Here is a 5,584-nt window from a genome sequence, read left to right as displayed (position 1 = left end):
ACCCACACACAAACCCCCACTCCGGGGCCGGGGGGGCCCCCCCCCCCGCCCCCCATTGAGTCGTCCGTCAGTTGGTGACGACGGTGACCTCACCGATCCCCAGCGCCCGTACCGGCGCCTCGATCTGCGAAGCGTCGCCCACCAGGACGGTGACCAGGCGGTCCACCGGGAAGGCGGCCAGGACGGCCGAAGTCGCCTCCACCGTGCCCGTTTGGGCCAGCTGCGCGTACAACTGCGCCTGGTAGTCGTCCGGGAGCTCCTGCTCGACCTGGTCGGCGAGCGTGCCAGCGACGGCCGCGGCCGTCTCGAACTTCAGCGGGGCCACGCCCACCAAGTTCTGCACCGCCACGTCCCGTTCGGCGTCGGTCAGCCCGCCCTCCGCCAGGGTGCGGAGCACCTTCCAGAGGTCGTCCAGCGCCGGGCCCGTGTTGGGGGTGTCCACCGAGCCGCTGATGGCGAGCATCGAGGCGCCCTTGCCGTCCGCGGTGGAGCGCAGCACCTGGCCGAAGGCGCGCACCCCGTACGTGTACCCCTTCTCCTCGCGCAGCACCTTGTCCAGGCGCGAGGTGAGCGTGCCGCCCAGGCAGTACGTGCCGAGCACCTGCGCCGCCCAGACCCGGTCGTGCCGGTCCGGCCCGATCCGGCCGATGAGCAGCTGCGTCTGGACCGCTCCGGGCCGGTCCACGATGACCACGCGCCCCGTGTCGTCGGCGGTCACCGGCGGCACCGGGAGCGCCTCGGCGGAGTTGCCGGTCCAGGTGCCCAGGGTGTCCCCGAGGACGGCGTCCAGGTCGATGCCGGTCAGGTCGCCGACGACGACCGCGGTGGCCGTGGCGGGGCGTACGTGGGCCTCGTAGAAGGCGCGTACGGCCGCGGAGTCGATCCGGGCGACCGTCTCCTCGGTGCCCTGGCGCGGCCGGGACATCCGCAGCGTCGCCGGGAAGAGCTGCTTGGAGAGCTCCTTGGCGGCGCGGCGCTGGGGGTTGGCCAGCTCGTGCGGGATCTCGTCGAGCCGGTTGCGCACCAGCCGGTCGACCTCGGCGTCGGCGAACGCGGGGGCGCGCAGCGCCTCGGCGAGCAGGCCCAGCGCCTTGTGCAGGCGGGAGGCCGGGACCTCCAGGGAGACCCGCAGGCCCGGGTGGTCGGCGTGCGCGTCGAGGGTGGCGCCGCAGCGCTCCAGCTCGGCCGCGAACTCCTCGGCGGAGTGCTTGTCGGTGCCCTCGGACAGCGCGCGGGCCATGATGGTCGCCACGCCGTCCAGGCCCTGGGGCTCCGCGTCCAGCGGGGCGGCGAGGTTGACCTCGACGGCGACGACCTGCTGGCCGGGCCGGTGGCAGCGCAGCACGGTCAGGCCGTTGGACAGCGCGCCGCGCTCGGGGGCCGGGAAGGCCCACGGCCGGGCCTCGCCGGCCTGCGGCTGCGGGTGGAAGGTCATCGTGACGGCTGCGGTGTCGCTCACTGCTCCGCCCCCTCGTTCTCGTCGTTCTCGTCGGCCGCGTCGGCGCCGGCCTCTGCCGGCAGCGGCTCGTACACCAGCACCGCCCGGTTGTCGGGGCGCAGCCGGGCCGCGGCCACGGCCTGCACCTCCTCGGCGGTGATGTCGAGGACCCGCTGCACGGCGGTCAGGGCCAGCTGCGGGTCGCCGAACAGCACCGCGAACCGGCACAGTTCGTCGGCGCGGCCGGCCACCGTGCTCAGCCGGTCCAGCCACTCGCGCTCCAGCTGCGCCTGCGCGCGCTCCATCTCCTCGGCCGTCGGGCCCTCGGCGGCGAACCGCGCGAGCTCCTCGTCGACGGCCGCCTCGATGGCGGGCACCTCGACCCCGCTGGAGGTCTTGACGTCCAGCCAGCCCATGGAGGGCGCACCGGCGAGCCGCAGCATGCCGAAGCCGGCCGCGACGGCGCTCTGGTCGCGGCGCACCAGGCGGTTGTGCAGGCGGGAGGACTCGCCGCCGCCCAGGACGGTCAGCGCCACGTCGGCGGCGTCGCACTCGCGGGTGCCGTCGTGCGGGAGCCGGTAGGCGGCCATCAGCGCGCGGGCCGGGACCTCCTCGACGATCTCCTCGCGCAGCTGCCCGCCCATGATCTCGGGGAGCGTGCCGTCGCGCGGCGGCTGCTTGCCGTCGTGTCCGGGGATGGAGCCGAAGTACTTCTCGACCCAGGCGAGCGTCTCCCCGGGATCGATGTCGCCGACGACCGAGAGCACCGCGTTGTTGGGCGCGTAGTACGTACGGAAGAAGGCGCGGGCGTCCTCCAGGGAGGCCGCGTCCAGGTCGGCCATGGAGCCGATCGGGGTGTGGTGGTACGGGTGGCCCTCGGGGTAGGCCAGGGCGGTCAGCTTCTCGAACGCCGTGCCGTACGGCACGTTGTCGTACCGCTGGCGGCGCTCGTTCTTGACGACGTCGCGCTGGTTCTCCATGGACTCGTCGTCCAGGGCGGTGAGCAGCGAGCCCATCCGGTCCGCTTCCAGCCACAGCGCGAGCTCCAGCTGGTGGGCCGGCATGGTCTCGAAGTAGTTGGTGCGCTCGAAGCTCGTGGTGCCGTTGAGCGAGCCGCCCGCACCCTGGACCAGCTCGAAGTGGCCGTTGCCGGGTACGCTCGCCGAGCCCTGGAACATCAGGTGCTCGAAGAGGTGAGCCAGACCGGTCCGTCCCTTGACTTCGTGGCGCGAGCCGACGTCGTACCAGAGGCAGACCGCGGCGACCGGGGTCAGGTGATCCTCGGAGAGCACCACGCGCAGGCCGTTGGCCAGCCGGTGCTCGGTCGCTGTCAGGCCGCCGGAGCCGGCCTGGGCTGTGGCCGTGTGACCCATGGGCATGTGGTCCCTTCGATCGCGATGCAGAGATTTCCGTCAGACCTGCCACTGTATGCAAGCGCGTCGGTGACCGGAGAAGTTCCCGGCGCACACTCCCCCGCGACTCCGTCCGGGGGTGACCGCCAGGGTCGGAGTCGGCGTTGTCGGTGCCTCGGGCCACAATGGTCCGCGACAACCCCGTCAACCCCGCCCGGATCACCCGCCAGACCAGCCGCCAGACCCCCAGCACACCCTTTCTTGGTTAAGGAGCCGCGCAGCGATGGCCCGCCGCAGCACGAAGACCCCGCCGCCGGAGGATTTCGAGGAGAAGATCCTCGACATCGACGTCGTCGACGAAATGCAGGGCTCCTTCCTCGAGTACGCGTACTCGGTGATCTACTCCCGCGCCCTGCCCGACGCCCGGGACGGCATGAAGCCGGTGCACCGGCGCATCGTCTACCAGATGAACGAGATGGGCCTGCGCCCCGACCGCGGTTACGTGAAGTGCGCCCGCGTCGTCGGCGAGGTCATGGGCAAGCTGCACCCGCACGGCGACGCGTCGATCTACGACGCCCTCGTGCGCATGGCCCAGCCCTTCTCGATGCGGCTGCCGCTCGTCGACGGCCACGGCAACTTCGGTTCGCTCGGCAACGACGACCCGCCGGCCGCGATGCGCTACACCGAGTGCAAGATGGCGGACGCCACGTCACTGATGACGGAGTCGATCGACGAGGACACCGTCGACTTCACCGCCAACTACGACGGCCAGGAGCGGGAACCGGTCGCCCTGCCCGCGGCGTACCCGAACCTCCTGGTCAACGGCTCCTCCGGGATCGCCGTCGGCATGGCCACCAACATGCCCCCGCACAACCTGGGCGAGGTCATCGCGGCCGCCCGCCACCTGATCCGCTACCCGCAGGCGGACCTGGAGGCGCTGATGCGCTTCGTGCCGGGTCCGGACCTGCCCACGGGCGGCCGGATCGTGGGCCTCTCGGGCATCAAGGACGCCTACGCGAACGGCCGCGGCACGTTCAAGATCCGGGCCACGGTGGCCGTGGAGAACGTGACGGCGCGCCGCAAGGGCCTGGTCGTCACCGAACTGCCCTTCACGGTCGGCCCCGAGAAGGTCATCGCGAAGATCAAGGACCTGGTCGGCTCCAAGAAGCTCCAGGGCATCGCGGACGTCAAGGACCTCACGGACCGCTCGCACGGCCTGCGCCTGGTCATCGAGATCAAGAACGGTTTCCACCCCGAGGCCGTCCTGGAGCAGCTGTACAAGCTGACGCCGATGGAGGAGTCCTTCGGCATCAACAACGTCGCCCTCGTCGACGGCCAGCCGCTGACCCTGGGCCTCAAGGAGCTGCTGGAGGTCTACCTCGACCACCGCTTCGAGGTCGTGCGGCGGCGCAGCGAGTTCCGCCGCGGCAAGCGGCGCGACCGGCTGCACCTGGTCGAGGGCCTGCTGGTGGCCCTGGTCGACATCGACGAGGTCATCCGCATCATCCGGGACAGCGACAACTCGGCGCAGGCGAAGGAGCGGCTCATCGAGCGCTTCTCGCTGAGCGAGGTCCAGACCCAGTACATCCTGGACACCCCGCTGCGCCGGCTCACCCGCTTCGACCGGATCGAGCTGGAGTCCGAGCGGGACCGCCTCACCGGCGAGATCGACGAACTGACCGGCATCCTGGAGTCCGACACGGAGCTGCGCAAGCTGGTCTCCACGGAACTGGCCGCGGTCGCGAAGAAGTTCGGCACCGAACGCCGTACGGTCCTGCTGGAGTCGGCGGGCACCGCGGTCGCCGCGGTACCGCTGGAGGTCGCGGACGACCCGTGCCGGGTCCTGCTGTCCTCGACGGGCCTGCTGGCGCGCACCGCCAACGGCGACGCGCTGCCGGAGGATGAGGGCGGCGCCCGCGCGAAGCACGACCTGGTCGTCTCGCAGGTCGCCGCGTCCGCGCGGGCCGACGTCGGCGTGGTCACCTCGTACGGGCGGCTGCTGCGGCTCGCGGTGATCGACCTGCCGCAGCTGCCGGACACCCACGCCGCGCCGAACCTGGCGGGCGGCGCCCCGGTCTCGGAGTTCCTCTCCGGGCTGGAGGCGGACGAGAAGGTGATCTGCCTGACCTCGCTGGACGAGTCCTCGCAGGGCCTGGCCCTGGGCACCGAGCAGGGCGTGGTCAAGCGGGTCGTGCCGGACTACCCGGCGAACAAGGACGAGCTGGAGGTCATCACCCTCAAGGAGGGCGACCGGATCATCGGCGCGGTCGAGCTGCGCACGGGTGAGGAGGACCTGGTCTTCCTCACCGACGACGCCCAGCTGCTGCGCTACCCGGCGGCCCAGGTGCGCCCGCAGGGCCGCCCGGCCGGCGGCATGGCGGGCATCAAGCTCTCCGAGAACGCCAAGGTGATCCACTTCTCGGCCGTGGACCCGGCGCGGGACGCCGTGGTGTTCACGGTGGCGGGCTCGCACGGCACGCTGGACGACTCGATGCTGTCCGGCAAGCTCACCCCGTTCGACCAGTACCCGCGCAAGGGCCGGGCCACCGGCGGCGTGCGCTGCCAGCGGTTCCTGAAGGGCGAGGACCTGCTGGTGCTGGCCTGGGCCGGCAACGCGCCGGTCCGCGCGGCCGCGGCGAACGGCACCCCGGCCGAACTCCCGGCCGTGGACCCGCGCCGCGACGGCTCGGGGGCCGCCCTGCCCGCGGCCGTCGCCGCTCTGGCGGGGGGCGCGCTGTAGGACGTACGGCGGGGATAGGGTGGGGGGGGGCGGGGGGCGGTCCCCCCCCAAGGC

General features: G+C 72.3%; 3 protein-coding genes. 1 reads left to right on the top strand and 2 read right to left on the bottom strand.

The window, feature by feature from the left end; genetic code table 11:
- Positions 1-67 precede the first annotated feature (67 nt).
- Positions 68-1,435, bottom strand: a complete 1,368-nt coding sequence (locus ACFXA3_RS27495) for a M16 family metallopeptidase (protein WP_385191082.1) — start codon at positions 1,433-1,435, stop codon at positions 68-70.
- A gap of 20 nt (positions 1,436-1,455) precedes the next feature.
- On the bottom strand, positions 1,456-2,811 hold the full coding sequence (locus ACFXA3_RS27490) for a M16 family metallopeptidase (RefSeq protein WP_385191077.1): 1,356 nt from the start codon (positions 2,809-2,811) through the stop codon (positions 1,456-1,458).
- 262 nt (positions 2,812-3,073) lie between these two features.
- Between ACFXA3_RS27490 and ACFXA3_RS27485 the strand changes: the two genes are divergently transcribed.
- Positions 3,074-5,530, top strand: coding sequence for a DNA topoisomerase (ATP-hydrolyzing) subunit A (locus ACFXA3_RS27485; protein WP_385191076.1), 2,457 nt, complete (start codon positions 3,074-3,076; stop codon positions 5,528-5,530).
- The last annotated feature ends 54 nt before the right edge of the window (positions 5,531-5,584 follow it).

This window comes from Streptomyces sp. NPDC059456, from assembly GCF_042750055.1.
Taxonomy (GTDB): Bacteria; Actinomycetota; Actinomycetes; order Streptomycetales; family Streptomycetaceae; genus Streptomyces.
Note: the sequence above shows the minus strand (reverse complement) of the source record. Positions and strands in the feature narration are given on the sequence as shown.

Excerpts from the sequence above, each read along its gene's own strand:
- ACFXA3_RS27495 (WP_385191082.1), bottom strand. The coding sequence starts at position 1,435 with ATGACCTTCCACCCGCAGCCGCAGGCCGGCGAGGCCCGGCCGTGGGCC.
- ACFXA3_RS27490 (WP_385191077.1), bottom strand. The coding sequence starts at position 2,811 with ATGGGTCACACGGCCACAGCCCAGGCCGGCTCCGGCGGCCTGACAGCG.
- ACFXA3_RS27485 (WP_385191076.1), top strand. The coding sequence starts at position 3,074 with ATGGCCCGCCGCAGCACGAAGACCCCGCCGCCGGAGGATTTCGAGGAG.